The organism is Streptomyces sp. NPDC097640, assembly GCF_040302705.1.
Classification (GTDB): Bacteria; Actinomycetota; Actinomycetes; order Streptomycetales; family Streptomycetaceae; genus Streptomyces.
In genome coordinates this window covers 156,982-173,615 of sequence record NZ_JBEOSB010000002.1, presented here as the reverse complement: position 1 = coordinate 173,615, position 16,634 = coordinate 156,982, and the positions used below count along the sequence as shown (strand labels likewise).

Annotated in this window: 14 protein-coding genes and 1 pseudogene; 11 read left to right on the top strand and 4 right to left on the bottom strand. The window is 72.2% G+C overall.

Features of this window, described 5'->3' with window-relative positions; genetic code table 11:
* Nucleotides 1-8: 8 nt before the first annotated feature.
* The 6 genes from ABTY62_RS03070 to ABTY62_RS03045 all read left to right on the top strand — a co-directional run bounded on the left by ABTY62_RS03070 (nucleotide 9) and on the right by ABTY62_RS03045 (nucleotide 6,481).
* Nucleotides 9-620, top strand: a complete 612-nt coding sequence (locus ABTY62_RS03070; protein WP_352127594.1) for a hypothetical protein — start codon at nucleotides 9-11, stop codon at nucleotides 618-620.
* A gap of 72 nt (nucleotides 621-692) precedes the next feature.
* Nucleotides 693-1,280, top strand: coding sequence for a copper resistance CopC family protein (locus tag ABTY62_RS03065; RefSeq protein ID WP_352127593.1), 588 nt, complete (start codon nucleotides 693-695; stop codon nucleotides 1,278-1,280).
* Nucleotides 1,270-3,387 (top strand): bifunctional copper resistance protein CopD/cytochrome c oxidase assembly protein, encoded by a 2,118-nt coding sequence (locus ABTY62_RS03060; RefSeq protein ID WP_352127592.1) that lies wholly within the window; start codon nucleotides 1,270-1,272, stop codon nucleotides 3,385-3,387. The genes ABTY62_RS03065 and ABTY62_RS03060 overlap by 11 nt, the downstream gene beginning before the upstream one ends.
* Nucleotides 3,384-4,994: an apolipoprotein N-acyltransferase gene (gene lnt / locus ABTY62_RS03055; protein ID WP_352127591.1), complete on the top strand. Its 1,611-nt coding sequence runs from the start codon at nucleotides 3,384-3,386 to the stop codon at nucleotides 4,992-4,994. The genes ABTY62_RS03060 and lnt overlap by 4 nt, the downstream gene beginning before the upstream one ends.
* Nucleotides 4,995-5,033: 39 nt before the next feature.
* Complete coding sequence (locus ABTY62_RS03050) at nucleotides 5,034-5,684, top strand: hypothetical protein (protein ID WP_352127590.1); 651 nt, start codon at nucleotides 5,034-5,036, stop codon at nucleotides 5,682-5,684.
* 59 nt (nucleotides 5,685-5,743) lie between these two features.
* Nucleotides 5,744-6,481, top strand: a complete 738-nt coding sequence (locus ABTY62_RS03045) for a DUF1775 domain-containing protein (protein ID WP_352127589.1) — start codon at nucleotides 5,744-5,746, stop codon at nucleotides 6,479-6,481.
* 57 nt (nucleotides 6,482-6,538) lie between these two features.
* Here ABTY62_RS03045 and ABTY62_RS03040 read toward each other — a convergent pair whose 3' ends face one another.
* Together ABTY62_RS03040 and ABTY62_RS03035 are read right to left on the bottom strand one after the other, a co-directional pair.
* On the bottom strand, nucleotides 6,539-8,086 hold the full coding sequence (locus tag ABTY62_RS03040) for a GMC family oxidoreductase (RefSeq protein ID WP_352127588.1): 1,548 nt from the start codon (nucleotides 8,084-8,086) through the stop codon (nucleotides 6,539-6,541).
* Nucleotides 8,087-8,192: 106 nt separating this feature from the next.
* Entirely contained in the window at nucleotides 8,193-9,263 is a 1,071-nt protein-coding gene (locus ABTY62_RS03035) for a cation diffusion facilitator family transporter (RefSeq protein WP_352127842.1), read from the bottom strand.
* Between the two features lie 599 nt (nucleotides 9,264-9,862).
* Here ABTY62_RS03035 and ABTY62_RS03030 point away from each other — a divergent pair.
* On the top strand, nucleotides 9,863-10,537 hold the full coding sequence (locus ABTY62_RS03030; protein ID WP_352127586.1) for a GntR family transcriptional regulator: 675 nt from the start codon (nucleotides 9,863-9,865) through the stop codon (nucleotides 10,535-10,537).
* 30 nt (nucleotides 10,538-10,567) lie between these two features.
* Here ABTY62_RS03030 and ABTY62_RS03025 read toward each other — a convergent pair whose 3' ends face one another.
* The gene (locus ABTY62_RS03025; RefSeq protein WP_352127585.1) at nucleotides 10,568-11,902 is read right to left on the bottom strand and encodes a CAP domain-containing protein; all 1,335 of its coding nucleotides are present in this window, start codon (nucleotides 11,900-11,902) and stop codon (nucleotides 10,568-10,570) included.
* Between the two features lie 71 nt (nucleotides 11,903-11,973).
* Nucleotides 11,974-13,419 carry a glyceraldehyde-3-phosphate dehydrogenase gene (locus ABTY62_RS03020; protein ID WP_352127584.1) on the bottom strand — a complete coding sequence of 482 codons (1,446 nt, stop codon included), beginning with the start codon at nucleotides 13,417-13,419 and terminating at the stop codon, nucleotides 11,974-11,976.
* 210 nt (nucleotides 13,420-13,629) lie between these two features.
* Between ABTY62_RS03020 and ABTY62_RS03015 the strand changes: the two genes are divergently transcribed.
* From ABTY62_RS03015 to ABTY62_RS03000, 4 genes and pseudogenes are all read left to right on the top strand, one after another.
* Nucleotides 13,630-14,820, top strand: coding sequence for an alginate lyase family protein (locus tag ABTY62_RS03015; protein ID WP_352127583.1), 1,191 nt, complete (start codon nucleotides 13,630-13,632; stop codon nucleotides 14,818-14,820).
* A 99-nt stretch (nucleotides 14,821-14,919) separates the two neighbouring features.
* Nucleotides 14,920-15,531 (top strand): hypothetical protein, encoded by a 612-nt coding sequence (locus ABTY62_RS03010; RefSeq protein WP_352127582.1) that lies wholly within the window; start codon nucleotides 14,920-14,922, stop codon nucleotides 15,529-15,531.
* Between the two features lie 153 nt (nucleotides 15,532-15,684).
* Nucleotides 15,685-15,879, top strand: a pseudogene (locus ABTY62_RS03005) (helix-turn-helix domain-containing protein); the annotation flags it as partial.
* Between the two features lie 30 nt (nucleotides 15,880-15,909).
* Nucleotides 15,910-16,425 (top strand): IclR family transcriptional regulator domain-containing protein, encoded by a 516-nt coding sequence (locus ABTY62_RS03000; RefSeq protein ID WP_352127841.1) that lies wholly within the window; start codon nucleotides 15,910-15,912, stop codon nucleotides 16,423-16,425.
* Nucleotides 16,426-16,634: the final 209 nt, after the last annotated feature.

Below are 16,634 nucleotides of genomic sequence, written 5' to 3'. Positions count from 1 at the left end.
GTGGCGCGATGCGACTGACCCGATGCCGTGTGGCGCCGGGCGCCGCCCGGCCGCTGATCGGCGCGCCCCTGCTCGCCGCCCTGACCGTGCTGCTCCCGCTGCTCGGTCGATGCGTCCGCGCGGGGACCTTTCCGGCGGCCGCCGCCGTGGGCTGCGGCGCCTCGGTCACCTTGCTCGGCTTCCTGCTGACCGCCCGGCGCTCGCCCGCACCCGAGCGGGCGCTGGTCGCGCTCGGCGGTGCCCAGGCGGCCTTCCACCTCGGCTATACGCTGCCCGCCGCGTACGGCGCCGGGGCCGGCCATCCGTCCTGGGAGGTGACGGCCGGTCACGCGGTGACCGTCGTGCTCGCCGCCCGGTTGCTCGGGGTCGCGGAGGTGACGCTGCGGCCGCTCCGTACGCTGGCCGCCGCCGCGCGCCAGCGGCTCGCGCTGCGTCTGCCGGGCCCGGTGCGGGCCTTGGGGCGGCTGCCGCTGGTGCCCGTCGGCGATCCCGGCCGTACCGCCGTCGCGTTCCGGGCCCCGCCGCGCCGCGGTGAGCGCGCCCCGCCGCACCGCCGCGTGATCCCGCGTGTCCCGCTTTCGCTCCGGCCGGTGCCGGGCGGCGGTGCCTGCCCGGTCTGAACCGGCGTGGCGGCCGCCGCGTGCCCGGCCGCCGACCCCGGCCGTGTTCGCGGCCGGAGACCAAGGCACTTCATGTCCATCGCACGCATCACGCGAGCAGCCGCCGTGTCCGGGCTGCTGATCTGCGCCGCGCCCGTCTCGGTCGTCACCGCGCCGCCCGCCGCCGCGCACACCGGGCTGACCGGCAGCGCCCCGGACGACGGCGCCACCGTCGCCGCCTCGCCCGCCCGGGTCTCGCTGTCCTTCAACGACCCCATGGACGCCCGCTACAGCCGCGTCGCGGTCACCGGCGCCTCCGGCCGTTCCGTCACCACGGGGGCGCCGAAGGTCGACGGCCGCACCGTGTCCCAGGCGTTGACGGCCGAGCTGCCGGCGGGCCGGTACACCGTCGGCTACCGGGTGGTCTCCGCCGACGGCCACCCGGTGTCGGGCAGCTACAGCTTCACCGTGGCCGCCGCCGGTACGACGGCTCCGGTCCCCCGGCCCTCGCGGTCCCGCCCCGCTTCAGCCGCCCCGTCCGCCTCGGCCGAGGCGGATGACGCGGATCAGTCCTCCGGCCCCGGTGCGCTCCCGGTGGCCGCCGGGGCGGCAGCGGTGCTCGCGGGCGCGGGCGGCATCACGTACGCGGTGCGCAAGAGGGGGTTCCGCCATGGCAATTGAGCCCCTCGTGCGCAAGGTCCTCCTCCGTCCTCCGCTGCTGGCCGCGGCCGCGCTGCTGGCCGCGACGGGCGCGCTGCTGGCGGCCGTACGGTTCGGCGGCGCCGTCCCCGAGGCCGTCCCCGGGCTGCCGGACGCGGGGCCGGTCACGGCCTGGGGGCTGCCGCTGGCGCGCACCGCCGCGGACCTCGCCGCGGTGTGCACCGTCGGCGCGCTGCTGCTGGTCGCCGTCCTGGCGCCCGGTGGCGGGCGGCGGCTGGGCGCCCGGCGGATGCGGGTGCTCGCCCTCGCGGCGGTGTCCTCGGGCGGGTGGCTGCTGGCGACCCTGGCGGGGCTGGTGTTCACCGCCTCCGATCTGCTGGCCCAGCCGCCCGCCGACGTCCTCGACCCGACCGTGCTCGCCGATGTCGCGGTCAACACCCCGCAGGGGACCGCCCTCGCGCTGACGGCGGCGGCCGCGCTCGTGCTCGCCACCGCGCTGCCCGGGGTCACCACGCAAGGCACGGCGCGGTGGGGACTGTGCCTGGCGCTCGCCGGGCTGGTGCCACCGGCGTTCGCCGGCCACTCGGCCGCTGCCGGCAACCATGACGCCGCCGTCATCGCACTCGCGGCCCATGTGCTCGCGGCCACGGTGTGGACCGGCGGGCTGGCGGCCGTCACCGCCACCGCCCTGCGGGCCCCGTCCCACACGGTGGCGGCCGTGCGGCGGTTCAGCCCGCTGGCCGCCTGGTGTCTGGGCACCGTGGCCGCCACCGGCACGGTGAACGGGCTCATCCGCCTGGCAGCCCCGGGGCAGTTGTTCACCACCCGCTACGGGCTGCTGCTCCTCGCCAAGACCGCCGCGCTCATCGCCCTCGCCGCCTGCGGCGCCCGGCATCGCAGGCGTACCCTCCCCGCGCTGGAGGCGGGGCGACGGGCGGCGTTCGCCCGGCTCGCCGCGGCCGAACTGCTGCTGCTTGCGGCCACGGTCGGCCTCGCGGCCGGGCTCTCGCGCACCCCGGCCCCGGCGCGGGCGCCGGAGTCGTACGACCCGGTCCGGGAGCTGCTGGGCTTCCCGATGCCTGCCCCGCTCGGGGGCTTCCCCTGGACACCGCTGTTCACCGAGTGGCGGTTCGACGGGGTGTTCGGCTTCGCCACCGCCGCCCTGGCGCTCGCCTATCTGGCCGGGGTGCGCAGGCTGCGGGCGCGTGGCGACACCTGGCCGGTGGGCCGTACCGTCTCGTGGCTGGCGGGTCTGGCGGTCGTCGTGGTCGCGACCATGAGCGGCCTGGGCACCTACGGCAAGGTGCTGTTCAGCGTGCACATGGGCCAGCACATGACGCTGGCGATGACGGCGCCGATCCTGCTGGTGCTGGGCGCCCCGGTGACCCTCGCGCTGCGCGCCCTGCCCGCCGCCCCCAAGGGCGGCCGGCGCGGGCCGCGCGAGCTGCTCACGGCGGTGCTGGGCAGCCGCTACGTCAAGGTGATCTCACATCCGGTGGTGGCCGGGGTGCTGTTCATCGGCAGCGCCTTCGCGGTCTACTACACCCCGCTGTTCGCGTTCCTGATGCGCAGCCACTACGGCCATCTGGCGATGCTGGTGCACTTCCTGGCCGTCGGGCTGCTGTTCTTCTGGGTGATCATCGGCGTCGATCCCGGTCCGCACCGCATCCCGTATCTCGCCAAGCTGTTCGTGATGATCCTCACGATGCCGTTCCACTCCTGGTTCAGCATCTCGCTGATGAGCTCCACCGACCTCATCGGCGCGGGCTGGTGGACGGCGCTCGACCGCCCCTGGGGCGCCTCGCTCGCCGACGACCAGTACAACGCGGGCGCCATCGCCTGGGCGACCGGCGACATCCCCGTGCTGATCACCACGATCATCCTCGCCGTCCAATGGGTACGCTCTGATGCCCGCGAGGCTCGCCGCGTCGACCGCCGGATCGACCGCGGCGACGCGGGCGACCCGCTGGCCGCCTACAACGCCTACCTGGCGAGCCTCCATGCCCGCGATGAAAGGATCCGGATGGCGCGGGCCGGGCGAGGCGACGCGCGGAAGCCGGGAGCGCGGGCCGCAACGCCCGCTCCACCGGCCGACGGTGAAGCACACTCGATGGAGGACAGACCATGACCCGCTTGACGACGGCGCTGAGCCGCGCCGACCTCATACGCCTTCGGACGCGGTGGCGCGACCCGGCGGCGGCCGTCGCGGGCGGCCTGCTCCTCGGCAGCGCCTTCCCGCCGATCGGGCTGTGGCCGGCCGCCGCGGTCGGCCCGGCCCTGCTGCTCGCCGTGTTGCGGCACCGCCGGCCACGCGCCGCCTTCCGGCTCGGCACACTCTTCGGGCTGGCGTTCTTCACCCCGCTGCTGTGGTGGCTGAGCAACCTCGGCGTGCTGCCCTGGCTGGCGCTGAGCATCGCCCAGGCGCTGCTGCTCGGCCTGCTCAGCTGCGCCGTCCCGGCCTTCGGCCGGCTGCCGGGCTGGCCGCTGTGGGCCGCCTGCTGGTGGGTGACCGCCGAGGCGGTGCGCTCCCGGGTGCCGCTCGGCGGCTTCCCGTGGGGGCGGCTGGCGTTCAGCCAGGCCGATTCCCCGGCGCTGGGGTGGGCGTCGGTCGGCGGCGCGCCCGCCGTCAGCGCGGTGGTCGCCCTGGTGGCGGGGAGCCTCGCCGCGCTGGTGACCAGCCGTCCCGGCCCGCGTCGCCTGGCGGCCGCGGGGCTTGTGGCGGCCGTGGGCGCCTGCGCCGGCGGGGCCCTGCTGATCCCCACCCCGCCCTCGGCGGATCAGGGGTCACGGGCGCGGGTGGCCGTGGTGCAGGGCAATGTGCCCCGCGCCCGGAACATGGAGGAGCAGGCCCGCCTGGAGCAGGTCGCCGAGAACCACATCGCCGCCACCCGGCAACTCGCCCGCGACATACGGGCCGGGCGCACGCCCCGGCCCGACCTCGTGCTGTGGCCGGAGAACGCGAGCGACACCGACCCGCGCACCGACCCCTCGCTGCACGACCGGATCTCCGGCCTCGTGGCCGATCTCGGCGCCCCGCTCGTGGTCGGGGCGATCCTCGACGCGCCCGGCGACCGGATCCGCAACACCGGGCTGCTGTGGCTGCCCGACAGCGGTCCCGGGCGCTACTACACCAAGCAGCACCTGGTGCCGTTCGGCGAGTACATCCCGCTGCGCGATGTCATCGGCGGCCTGGGCAAACTCCAGCTCATCCCGCGCGACTTCATCGCCGGTGACCACCCGGTGCGGCTGGACGCCGGGCGCGTACGGCTGGCGGAGTCGATCTGCTACGAGGTGGCGTACGACAGCCAGGTCCGCGGCGCCGTCCGCACCGGAGCCAACCTCCTCGCGGTCCCGACCAACAACGCCACCTATATGCGCGACGGCAACATCGCCGAGCCGGAGCAGCAGCTCGCCATGTCCCGGCTGCGGGCCGTCGAGCACGATCGCGCGGTGCTGGTCGCCTCCACCACCGGCATCAGCGCGATCATCGCCCCGGACGGCAAGGTCACCCAGTCCACCGGACCGTGGACCCGTGCCGTGCTGACCGGCACCGTCCCGCTGCGCACGACCACCACGCTCGCCACCCGCCTGGGCCCCGCCCCGGAGGCGGCCTTCGCGGTGGCCGCCTGCGCGGCCGTGGCCGTCGGCCTCCGACGCCGCCGCCGCGACACCCCGTCCCGGCCGGCCGGATCGCCTGAACAGCCGGCCGAGGACGTACGTATCCAGACGGTGTGATGCACACACCGGCAGCCTCGCCGCCACGGACGGCGTGACATGGCGAGGACCACGGGCGCCGGGCCCGCCACGGGCCTTGATGTCCACGCGCGCGTGGTCCGCTCCGGCGTGTTCTCGGTCACCGGTGTCGCGCTGGCCGCCGTCGCGCACCACGTCGCGTCGCGGCAGCCGGTGTCCTGGGCCGCCCTGCTCCCGGCGCTGGCCGTGGCCTTCCTCGCCGCGCTGCCGTGGGCGGGTCGGCCCCGTTCGCTGCCCGGCGTCGTGGCGGCCACGCTCGCGGTCCAGGTGGCGGCGCATGAGTGGCTGACCGTCACCGGCCCCGCCGGTGGCCTCGCCGCCGGGCATCACGGCATGGAGCCGCGCAGCGCCACCGGCCATGGCCCCGTCGTGGACTCCGGGGTGATGCTCGCCGCGCACACGGTGGCGGCCCTGGCCGTCGCCGTGCTGCTGTACGTCGCGGACGACCGGCTGGCGGCGCTGCCCTCGGCACTCGGCCGGTTCGCCGAGTCCGTACGCGCGGCGGTGGCGCGGTGGGTACGCCGGTGGTGGGGCACTCCGGCGCGGCGGCGTGGCGGGGTTCCCCGGCGGCGGAGCGCCGAGGCGGCGCCCGCGACCGTGGCCCGCGATCTGCTCGACCACGTTCTCGTCCGCAGGGGGCCGCCGTGGCCACGGGTGCGCTTCGCCCCGTGAACCACGCGACGGACGCCTCGCACGACCCGGCGTCCACCCCTTTGACGAGGAGAGACCACGTGTACGCACACCACCCGTCGGCCCGCCCGTGGCGGACCGCCGCCCTCGCCGTCGCCGCCTCGGCGATCGTCCTCGCCACGGCCTCGCCCGCCCTGGCCCACGCCGAGGTGAGCGCCTCCGACTCGCGCGCTCTGGCGAAGAACGTCACGCTGACGTTCGAGTCCGAGGCGGAGTCCGAATCGGCGGGCTTCACCGAGATCCGCACCGTTCTGCCCGAGGGCATCGACGGCGACGGCATACGGCTGAAGGAGGCGCCGAAAGGCTGGAAGCTGAAGCCCACCAGCGACGGCTACAGCGTCGCCGGACCGGCGCTCGAACCCGGCGAGAACGCCGAACACAGCGTCTTCGTCGAGCAGTTGCCGGACGCGAAGTCCCTGGCGTTCAAGACCGTGGAGACCTATGAGGACGGCGAGGTGTCCCGGTGGATCGAGCTGCCCCGTGACGGGGAGCCGGAACCGGAGAACCCCGCCCCGGTCCTGAAGCTCAAGCCCGCGGCCCCCGGTGCCACCGAGGCCGCGGCATCGGCGTCCGCCTCGGCCTCGCCCTCCGCCTCCTCGGCCTCCTCGCCGCCGGAGGGCGGGACGCCGAGTCCGGACGGCTCGGCGCCGTCCGAGGCGGCGGAGTCGGACGACGGGTCCCCGTGGCCCACCGTGGCCGTTGTCGCCGGCCTCTGCCTGGTCGCCCTGGTCGGAGGTGTCCTGGTGTTCAAGCGGCGCGGCAGGGCTGGGACCGAGTAGCGCGAGAGGCGGGGCGCCGGCCCGGCGCCCCGCCTCGGCTCAGCCCTGGCTGGAGGATCAGCTCCTGATGAGGTCGGCGGCCTTCTCCGCGGCCATGATGACCGGCGCGTTGGTGTTTCCCCTCGGCACGCTCGGGAACACCGAGGCGTCGACGACCCGCAGCCCCGCCACGTCCAGCACCCGCAGCTCGTGGTCGACCACCGAGCCGATGGCGCAGGTGGACGTCGGGTGGTACAGCGTCATCCCGACCCGCTGCGCGAAGGCGAGGAGATCCGCGTCGGAGTCCGTGTCCGGCACCTCGAACGGCCCGGTGACGACCTCGGTCAGGGCGGCCTGCGCCGCGATCTCCAGGGCCATCCGGAGGCCGCCGACCATGCATGCGCGGTCCTCGGCCGTCGTCAGGTAGTTGTGCACGATCCGGGGCGCGGCGTCCGGGAGCGGGGAGCGCAGCGTCACCTGGCCGCGGCTGGTCGGGGCGACCACAGAGGGGCCGAGGGCGAGGCCGTGCTCGGTGACGGGGCCGAGCCCTTCCTGGTGGAACAGCACGGGAGCCATGTGCAACTGCACATCGGGGGCGTCCAGTCCGCCCCGGCTATGCAGGAAGCCGCCCGCCTCGCCGATGTTGGAGGTCAGCGGGCCCCGCCCCGCGTCGCGCAGCAGCGCGACATTCTCCGGGCTCTGCGCGCTCATCAGGGACTCGACGCCGGTACGGAAGTTCAGCACCGTCATGTAGTGGTCCTGAAGGCCCTGGCCCACCGGCAGATCGCGCACCACCTCGATGCCGAGGGCCGAGAGCGCGGCGGCGGGCCCGATCCCGGAGAGCATCAGCAGTTTCGGGGACTCGTAGGCGCCCGCGGACAGGATCACCTCCCGGTCGGCGCGGATCACTTCGACCGCGCCGCCCCGCTCCACTTCCACCCCCGTCGCCCGGCCGCCCTCGATCACCACGCGGTGGGCCCGGGCGGAGGGGAACACGGTGAGGTTCGACCGCTCCAGGACGGGGTGCAGATAGGCGACGGCGGCGCTACAGCGCATGCCGCCGCGCTGGGTCAGCTGATACCGCCCGACGCCCGCTTGCGTCTCGCCGTTGAAGTCCTCGTTCCGCCGGTGTCCGGCCTGCTCGGCGGCGCGGACGAACGCCGTGACGAGCGGGTGGTTCGACCTGCTGTCGCTGACCGTCAGCGGCCCGCCCGCCGAGTGGAACTCGTCCTCGCCGCGTTCGTTGTCCTCCGAACGCCGGAAGTAGGGCAGTACATCGGCGTACGACCAGCCCTCGGCCCCGGCGGCGGCCCAGCCGTCGTAGTCGGCGCGGTTGCCGCGTATATAGATCATCGCGTTGATCGAACTGCTGCCGCCGAACACCTTGCCCCGGGGCAGATAGGTCCGCCGGCCACCCGCCCCCGGCTCCGGTTCGGAGTCGAGGTCCCAGTCGAGCTCGCTCTTGAAGAGCTGGGGGAAGGCGGCCGGAACGTGTATCTCCTGCGCGGTGTCGGGGCCACCCGCCTCGATCAGCGCCACCCGGACATCGGGGTCCTCCGACAGCCGCGCCGCCAGCACACAGCCCGCGGATCCGGCACCGACGACGACGTAGTCATATGTGGTCACTCGATCTCCTTGACCGAAGAAGACGCAGACTGTGCAAACGCTAACATTCGCGATCCGCGCCCAACTCTTCGGTAAGAAGGAGATTCTGGCCCGCCTGACGGCGGGTTCAGTGGTTGTGGGGGACGCTGCGGTGGGTCCGGCCGTGCAGTTCGGCGCAGTGCGGCGTCGAACTCACGGTGTGCAGCACTCCCCCGGCGGACACGGCGAGGCCGTCCTCGGCGTGGTGGTCGACCTGCAAGGTGGTGTGGGTGATGGCGTACTCCTCGGCCAGGACTCGTTCGAGGTCGTCCCGGACGATGTGGCAGTCCCCGTCCGCTTCGACCAGAACGTGCGCGGAGAGGGCCGTCTGGCCGGAGGTGATGGTCCAGATGTGAAGGTCGTGGACCTCCGTCACCTGAGGGGCCTCGGCGAGGCGCCGGCCGATGGCGTCGGGGTCCAGCCCGGCCGGGGCCCCTTCGAGCAGGATATGGCCCGACTCGCGCAGCAGGTCCACACCGGCCTTGATCATGAGCGCCACGACCAGCAGGGTCGCGATGGCGTCCGCGCGGGCGAAACCGGTGAGCAGGACGATGGCGCCGGCGATCGCGGTGCCGATGAAGGCGAAAAGGTCGTTGAGGATGTGCTGGTAGGCGCCTTCGATGTTCAGCGAGGAGCGGTTGGCCTTGGACATGCACCAGGTGGCGACCAGGTTGACGGCGACCCCGGCGAGCGCGGTGACCAGCACCATCCAGCCGCTGACCTCGGGCGGATCGAAGAGCCGCTGGATGGCCTCGTAGCCGAGCCACACCGCGGCGAGCAGCAGGGTGAGTCCGTTGGCCTGCGCGGAGAGGATCTCCACGCGCTTCAGCCCGAATGTGTAGCGACCGCGCGCCGGCCGGGCCGACAGCCGCATAGCCACCAGGGCCAGCACAATGGAGAGCGCGTCGGTGAGCATATGGATGGCGTCCGACAGCAGCGCCAGCGAACCCGCAACGAAAGCGATAATGCTTTCCACTGCAATAAAGCCGACGATGAGCAACAGCGCGGCCGTCAGCCAACGCCGGTCGGCATCGGCGGATACCCCGTGGCTGTGCCCCGAATGGCCGCCGTGCCCGTCATGGCCCCCGGGATCCCCATGCCCTTCCGGGCCGTGGCGGTGCGTGTGAGCGGAAGTCACTGTGCTGCCCCCTATCGGCATGTCCTTCGACTGACCGAAGTGAACCGCACACCACGGGGGTATGGCAAAGGCTGCATTGGTGACCGTTGTCAATATCATTCGCGCGCCCCTGACCTGCGGCGATGAGCGGATGCCGGGCCAATGCCGGTTCCGTGGAAGTGTCCCGGGAAGAAGAAATGCGAACAAGAAAACCATGCTCGGTCAGAAGTGAGCACCATGCTGCCGCGATGAAATGACGCAGACGAACGAGGCTCGGGCGGGTCGGCGCCACCCTCGGCGGAGGGATGGCGGCGATGCTGGACGCCGGGCGGACTTCTCCGCCTATGGCGCGGCCATTCAAGGCGTACAGAAAAAGCGGCACGGTCACCCGGGTGGCATTCGCCGAATCGGCCGGTGGTTCGGTTGCCCACGGCCATGCGCTGCTCGTGGAACCGACGGGAGACAGCAGACCGGACATCGCGTCGTGTTCCGCTTCGACCCTCCGTGACCTGCCCTGATCATCATCCGCAGCAGATCTGAAGGTATGCGTTTCCCTATCCGGTCTGCGGGACAATCGCTGTGGTTCCCGGCTTCGTCCATGGGCGCGGGTCAGTCGGCCCCGGCGAGAGGATGGTTGAGCGATGGCTCGGAGCAGCGTCGATATCTACACGATCGTGCGCAGTCGGGTCATGGCGGGCTTCTACCCTCCCGGCGCCCACCTGACGGAGGCGGCGCTGTGCACCGAACTCGCGGTCAGCCGGAATCCGGTGCGGGCGGCACTGCGGCGGCTGGGCGAGGAGGGCCTGGTCCGGGTCGAGCTGAACAAGGGGGCGTTCGTCGCCGAGTACACCCGCTCGGACATCGACGAGGTCTTCGAGCTGCGGCAGCTTCTCGAGTCGCGGGCCGCGAGGCTGGCCGCGACTCGCCGCACCGAGCGGGACATGCGGGTGTTGTGGGAATCCGTGGAGCACATGCACCGCATCGCACGTGACAAGGGCGAGGGCTACCTCGATGAATTACACCGCAGCGACTGCGATTTCCACCGGGCCGTCCTCGCCGCGGCCGAGGCGCCGAGGACGTTCCGGATCGCCCGGGCGCTCGCCGAGACGTCGATGACGCTGGGGACCTTCTTCTACTACTCCGACGACGACATCGACCGCACCGTGCAGTTCCACCGGGATCTCGCCCAGGCGATCGCAGCGCGGGAACCGGACCTCGCGGCGTCGTTGATGTCGGCGCATCTCGGGCTCGCGCACGTGGCCTTCATGGCGCGGCGGTTCGCCGAGATCGATGACGCCGCCGCCGGACGCGGGTGATCCGGCGCTCGGTGGCGGAGCTGCGCCGCCTCACACGCTGCCGAAGAGCTGTGTCCAGTACGTGCCCGCCCGGCTCCCCGTCGCGTAGCCGATCCCGATGTGGCTGAACTCCGGCTTCAGGATGTTCGCCCGGTGTCCGGGGCTGTTCATCCAGCCCCGGACCACCTCCGCCGGGGTGCGCTGACCGCACGCGATGTTCTCGCCGATGCCCCGGTGGCGGCATCCGGCGGCCGCCGCCCGGTCCCACGGCTGGCCGCCCTCGGGGTCGGTGTGGGAGTAGAAGTCGCGGGCGACCATGTCCTCGCTGTGCCGCTGCGCGGCCACGGTCAGGTCCGGGTCCGCGGCGAGCGGTGGCAGTCCGGCCGCGGCGCGCTCCGCGTTGGTGAGCTCGCGTACGGCAGTGGCCGCACGGGCCAGGCCCGCGGCCGTGAACGGCTGGGCCCACAGCACCGTCCAGAAGACCTCCCCCGAGCGGCCGCCGACGGCCCGGCCCACCCCGAGGTGCGCGACCGAGGGATCCCGGAACGGCGCGCCGCGCTCCCCGTCCTGGAGGCAGTAGTCCATGAACTCGGCCGCCGTACGGGGCCCGGAGACGATGTGCTCGGCGATGGTCAGACAGGCGTAGCCGGCGGTGGCGATCCGGTGGAAGACCGATGTCCCGTCGGGGCTCTCGAGGCCGAGGCGGCCGTGCGAGGCCATGGCGTCGGCGTGGGCCCGGGCGGCCGTGCTCAGCCGCGCATCGAGGGCGATCGCGGGGGCGCCGCTCCGCGCCCGCACGCCGTTGACCAGGCCGAGGAGGCCGTCGGGGTCCTGAGCGGCGCCGGCCGGGGGCGCGGCGGGCGACGGAGCGGGCGGCGGAGGAGGCGGGGGCGGCGGCTGCCCGCCGTCGTCCGCGACGTCCACCCCGAAGTCCCGGGCCACCCCGGCCAGCCCGTCCGCGTACCCCTGGCCCAGCGCCCGCACCTTCCACCGGTCGCCGCGCCGGTAGATCTCGGCGAGCAGCAGCACCGTCTCATGCGTCGGGCTCGCCGGGGTGAACCGGATGGCCCGCGCCCCGCCCACCCCCGTGATGGTCATGGTGGGGGCGGGCAGCCGGCCGAGCGGCGTGCCGGGATCGGCGGGGCTGATCACCACCGTGGCGCGGCCGGCGCCGCGCCGCAGTTCCTCCGGCCGCAGCGTGACGGTGTCACCGTCCAGCCGGGCGCCGGGGGCGGACGGCTGGTTGAAGAAGACGAAGTCGCCGTCCCCCGCGACCTTTCCGTCCTCTCCGGTGATCAGCACGGACAGGTCGAAGGGGCCCGGCACCCGTATCGACAGCACGCCGTCAGGGAGCATTGCGTTTCCGCCAGGAACCAGTTCGCCCATGTCACACCCAACGTCGTGGCGTCGCGCGGGGTTCCGGGGCGGTGGCCTGAACGCCCCGCCCCGGTCCGCGGTCAGGCCACGGGGGCCGGGTAGGTCGGGTACTCCACCCCGGAGACATGCTGGACGACGCGGATGACCTGGCAGGAGTAGCCGAACTCGTTGTCGTACCAGAGGTAGAGGATCGCGTTGTCGCCCTCGACCTTGGTGGCGCCGGCGTCGACGATCGAGGCGTGGCGCGAGCCGATGAAGTCGCTCGAGACGGCGTCGGGGGCGCTGGTGAAGTCGATCTGGCGCTTGAGCGGAGAGGTCAGCGACACATTGCGCAGATAGTCGAGTACGTCCTCGCGGGTGGTCTCACGCGCGAGCCGCAGGTTGAGGATCGCGATCGAGACATCCGGCACCGGAACCCGGATCGAGCTGCCGGTGATCGGCGCCTTGAGGTCGGGCAGCGCCTTGGTGACGGCGGAGGCGGCACCGGTCTCGGTGATGACCATGTTGAGCGGCGCCGAGCGGCCACGGCGTTCGGACTTGTGGTAGTTGTCCAGCAGGTTCTGGTCGTTGGTGAACGAGTGGACGGTCTCCACGTGGCCGCGCAGCACGCCGTACTCGTCCTCCATCGCCTTCAGCGGCGGGACGATCGCGTTGGTGGTGCAGGAGGCGCAGGACAGGATCTGCTCGTCCGGCTTGATCGTGTCGTGGTTGACGCCGTGGACGATGTTGGGGACGTCGCCCTTGCCGGGCGCGGTCAGCACGACCTTGTCGATGCCGGGCCTGAGGTGCTTGGACAGGCCCTCGCGGTCACGCCACTTGCCGGTGTTGTCGATGAGGATGGCGTCCTTGATCCCGTACGCCGTGTAGTCCAGCGACGTCGGGTCGTCGGCGTAGATCACCTTGATCTCGTTGCCGTTGGCGACGATCGTGCTGCTCGCCTCGTCAACGGTGATCGTGCCCTGGAACTGGCCGTGGATCGAGTCACGGCGCAGCAGCGAGGCACGCTTGACGATGTCCTGATCACCGCCCCCGCGGACGACGATGGCGCGCAGCCGCAGGCCGTTGCCGGAGCCGGCCTTCTCGATGAGCAGCCGGGCGACGAGGCGGCCGATGCGGCCGAACCCGTAGAGGACGACGTCACGCCCCTCGCCGCACTCGATCTTGTTGGCGCCCGTGGCGCCGGCGACGGCCTCGGCGGTGAACGCCTCCACCGACAGTCCGCGGTCGTCGGCCTTGTACAGCGCGGCGAGCATGCCGATGTCGATCTGGGAGGGACCGAGATCGAGCGTGGTGAGGGCCTGGAGGAACGGCACCGTCTGGGTGACGGAGAGTTCCTCTCCGGCGATCTGCCGGGCGAATCGGTGGGCCTTGAGAATGCTGACCACCGACTTGTTCACCAAAGAGCGGCTGTGCAGCAGGACGGTGACATCTCGTTCCCGATGCAGTCTCCCGATGAGCGGGATCATCGACTCCGCGATCTCCTCGCGGTTCTTCCAGTTGGTGAACGAGTCCTCGTTGACAGTCACAAGTTTATCTTTCGAGCTAGGCGGCGCTCATATGCTAACCCGTCGATGCTTTGATCAATCAAACGGTGCCCCCCGCGCTCGAATGTGCGGCGATTCGCCCGATACGCCACCCTCGCCATTGACATGCACACGAAGACTCCCTATGGTCCAGGCCAATCCAGTCCGTATTCGGAACCAAGTTCCTATTCGTGAATGGAAAGAGGTCGTCGAATGGCACGAACCAGAACCGCGCTGTGCACCGTCCTCGCCCTGCTGGCCGGCCTGCTGAGCCTTCAGTTCACCGGCCCTGCCCCGCGGGCGACGGCCGCGCCGGCCACCTTCGCCCACCCGGGCGTGCTGGTCAGCCGGGCCCAACTCGACTACGCCCGCGCCAAGGTGGACGCCGGACAGCAGCCCTGGAAGGCCGCGTACGACAACATGCTGGCCAGCTCCTACGCCTCGCTCTCGCGCACCGCCAAGCCGCGGGCGATCGTGGAGTGCGGCTCGTCGTCCAACCCCAACAACGGCTGCACCGACGAGCGCCAGGACGCCATCGCGGCCTACACCGACGCGCTCGCCTGGTACTTCACCCGGGACAGCAGATACGCCAAGAAGTCGATCGAGATCATGGACGCGTGGTCCGCGACCATCACCGACCACACCAACAGCAACGCCCCGCTCCAGACCGGCTGGGCGGGATCCACCTGGCCGCGCGCCGCCGAGATCATCAAGTACACCTACGACGGCGGCTGGCCGGGCGCCGGGCGCTTCGCGACCATGCTGCGCGAGGTGTACCTCCCCGAGGTGATCAACGGCGCGGCGACCAAGAACGGCAACTGGGAACTGGTCATGACCGAGGCGGCGATCGGCATCTCGGTGTTCATCGAGGACCGCGCCGCCTACGACAAGGCGGTCGACACGTACCTCGCCCGCGTCCCGGCGTACATATATCTGACCAGCGACGGCGATCTGCCCAAGCCGCCGGCCAACAGCAGCATCGACACCAGCGCCGAGATCATCAAGTACTGGCAGGGCCAGAGCACCTTCGCCGACGGCCTCGCCCAGGAGACCTGCCGTGACTTCGGGCACACCGGCTGGGGCATCGCCTCCGTCGCGGACATCGCGGAGACCAGCCGGATCCAGGGCCAGGACCTCTATCCGAAGATCCAGGACCGGCTGCGCCACGCGCTGGGCTTCCACACCTCCTACGAGAACGGCACGGCCGTGCCCTCCTGGCTGTGCGGCGGCTCGGTCAAGACGGGCCTCGCCAAGGTCACCGAGGTCGGCTACAACGCCCTCCACAACCGGCTCGGGATCAGCATGTCCAACACCCAGAAGTACACCGAGGCACACCGGCCGTCCGGCACGGACAACTACTTCAACGCCTGGACGACCCTCACCCACGCGGACAACCCCAACTGACCGCCACCGGCCCGCGGCGCGGTAATCCGCTTGGCATCCCGCCGCGGCGCCTGCCACGATCCTCGGGTTGAGGACATTCGCCGACCCGAGGTGAGGGCGATGGCGCGAGCCGGAGAACAACGGCCGCCGGACGGCCGGCGCGCCCCCTACCGCGGGCCGGGACAGCGCCCGGCACCTCCGACGCTCGGTGTGGACGTGGGCGGGGTGATCATCGACCGGATCGCCACCGGAGAGGACACCTCGTTCTTCGGCTCGCAGCCCCTGCTGACCCCGGCGGTGGACGGCGTGTTCGAAGCCCTCGCCCTGCTGGCGGAGGAACCCTTCGAAGGGCGAGTGCACATCGTGTCCAAAGCGGGCCCGAAAGTCGCCGGAAACACCCGCGCGTGGCTGCACCACCACGAGTTCTTCCCCCGCACCGGCATCCCGGCCGAGAATCTGCACTTCGTCCGGGAGCGCGCGGACAAGGGGCCGGTCTGCGCACGCCTGGGCATCACCCACTTCGTCGACGACCGCCTCGACGTCCTCGGCCATCTCACGACGGTCGCCCACCGGTACCTGTTCGTGGGCGGTTTGGGCGACGAACCCGCCCCCACGGACGTACCGCCGTGGGCGACGGTGGCAGACACCTGGGCCGGGCTCGTCGACACGATCAGGCAGCCGGACCCGCCGCCCGAGGTGACGCGGCCCCGTCGCCGTCGGCGGAAAGCCTGATCGCCGTTCGGCCGCGCGCGGGGCATCAGCGTCCGGACCGAGGCGTCCGCGTATGTCCACCAATCTCGCGAATACCGGGTTGTCAAGTGGGGATTTATCTCCCGTGTATCTAAAATAGCTTTCCTTGCCGTAAGAGAGCACAAAGCGGCAGCGGTGGAGGGAAGGGCGGGCTCGGCGGTGACCGAAACGAGTGTGCCGAGTGGCGGACGCGGGGTTCTGGAGGGCGCGTTCGCCCTGCTCGAGGCCGTGGAAAGGGCCGGGCCCTCCCGGCTCACGGAGTTGGCGGCGGAGACCGGATTACCGAAGACGACCGCGCGCCGACTTCTCGAACAACTCGTCGAATTGGGTGCGGTAGAACGGTCGAATGGCCTTTTTCGAATGGGCTCGCGAATGTTCCGGCTGGGGCTCGGATGGCAGCCGCTCCCCGGCACACTGGCCCTCGCTCGCGGACCGGTCCGCGAGTTGTCGAAAGCCACCGGCGCCACGGTCGGGATCTTCGTCCTGCGCGAGGGCCGGACACTGACAGCCGGCACGGTCCCCGGCGAGTTGGACGCCGTGACGCCGATGCGGGCGGGGATGACATTCCCCTGGACGACCGCCGCGGGGAAGATCCTGGTGGCGGGCGCGCCCGACGCCCTGCCCCTGGACCCGCCGTCCAGGGCATGGGCGCGGGAGGCGGCCCGGATCCGGGAGACCGGGTTCGCGCTCGACCGTCAGGAAGTCATGGACGGGGTGTGCTGCGTCGCCGTCCCCCTGCGCGGCCGGGGCGGTGCGGTGGTCGCGGCCCTGGGCGCCCTGGTGGACCCGGACCGGCCGCTGCCCTCGCTGGCGGCCTCGGTGGTGCGGACGGGGAAGGTCATCAGCGCCGCGATGCAACGGCGCCCGGGGAGCTGATCCGCTCAGCGGCACAACTGGTGCCGCTGGGTGATCCGCTGTGCGAGGGTCGGGTCCAGTGGCCCGGAGTGCGGCCGCAGTCACCCGCTGTGGAGATCACCATGACCATTGCCCCCGAGTCCGGATCGGGATCCGGGTCCGGAGCGGACGCGCCGAGCGTCGCCGCTCCGATGCCACAGACCACTCCACCGACCCCCGCGTCAGCGACA

Coding starts and splice junctions, on each gene's coding strand:
- ABTY62_RS03070 (WP_352127594.1), top strand. CDS start 9: ATGCGACTGACCCGATGCCGTGTGGCGCCGGGCGCCGCCCGGCCGCTG.
- ABTY62_RS03065 (WP_352127593.1), top strand. CDS start 693: ATGTCCATCGCACGCATCACGCGAGCAGCCGCCGTGTCCGGGCTGCTG.
- ABTY62_RS03060 (WP_352127592.1), top strand. CDS start 1,270: ATGGCAATTGAGCCCCTCGTGCGCAAGGTCCTCCTCCGTCCTCCGCTG.
- lnt (WP_352127591.1), top strand. CDS start 3,384: ATGACCCGCTTGACGACGGCGCTGAGCCGCGCCGACCTCATACGCCTT.
- ABTY62_RS03050 (WP_352127590.1), top strand. CDS start 5,034: ATGGCGAGGACCACGGGCGCCGGGCCCGCCACGGGCCTTGATGTCCAC.
- ABTY62_RS03035 (WP_352127842.1), bottom strand. CDS start 9,263: ATGCCGATAGGGGGCAGCACAGTGACTTCCGCTCACACGCACCGCCAC.
- ABTY62_RS03030 (WP_352127586.1), top strand. CDS start 9,863: ATGGCTCGGAGCAGCGTCGATATCTACACGATCGTGCGCAGTCGGGTC.
- ABTY62_RS03025 (WP_352127585.1), bottom strand. CDS start 11,902: ATGGGCGAACTGGTTCCTGGCGGAAACGCAATGCTCCCTGACGGCGTG.
- ABTY62_RS03015 (WP_352127583.1), top strand. CDS start 13,630: ATGGCACGAACCAGAACCGCGCTGTGCACCGTCCTCGCCCTGCTGGCC.
- ABTY62_RS03010 (WP_352127582.1), top strand. CDS start 14,920: ATGGCGCGAGCCGGAGAACAACGGCCGCCGGACGGCCGGCGCGCCCCC.
- ABTY62_RS03000 (WP_352127841.1), top strand. CDS start 15,910: ATGGGCTCGCGAATGTTCCGGCTGGGGCTCGGATGGCAGCCGCTCCCC.